The organism is Streptomyces albospinus (assembly GCF_014648695.1).
Lineage (GTDB): Bacteria > Actinomycetota > Actinomycetes > Streptomycetales > Streptomycetaceae > Streptomyces > Streptomyces albospinus.
This window is the reverse complement of the sequence record NZ_BMRP01000164.1, coordinates 1-508: the sequence shown is the minus strand read 5'-3', so window position 1 is coordinate 508 and position 508 is coordinate 1. Positions and strand designations below refer to the sequence as shown.

1 protein-coding gene is annotated in these 508 nt (G+C 65.2%); it reads left to right on the top strand.

What is annotated here, in order from left to right:
- Positions 1–10: 10 nt before the first annotated feature.
- A partial coding sequence (locus IEZ17_RS41790) for an alpha/beta fold hydrolase (protein ID WP_189308851.1) occupies positions 11–508 on the top strand: 498 nt, incomplete at its 3' end.

The window sequence follows — 508 nt, the reverse complement described above, 5'->3', positions numbered from 1 at the left end:
GGCTCCGTGTATGTCGATCGTTGACGTGTCTCCCGAGGTGTCCATCGCGTATGAGAGCTTCGGCGACCCTGGGAATCCCGCTGTCCTGCTCGTGATGGGTTTCGGCGCGCAGATGCTCGCCTGGCCCGAGGATTTCTGCCGGGCGCTGGCAGATCGTGGCCGTTACGTGATCCGGTACGACAACCGCGACTGCGGGCTGTCCACCAAGTTTGACGATCACCCTGTCGACATGGGCAAGTTCATTGCCGCCGTCAGCTCGGGTGACATTCCCGCCGCCCTCGCGATGGTTCCCTACCGGCTTCTCGACATGGCCGGCGATGGCCTCGGCTTGCTCACCGCGCTCGGTATCGAACGCGCCCACGTGGTCGGCGCTTCGATGGGAGGAATGATCGCCCAGACGATGGCCCTCTCCTCCCCGGAGCGGGTGCTGACCTTGACGTCGACGATGTCCTCGACCGGCGAGAGTGAATACGGCCAGCCCAGCCCGGAGGCCCAGGCGGTGCTGTTC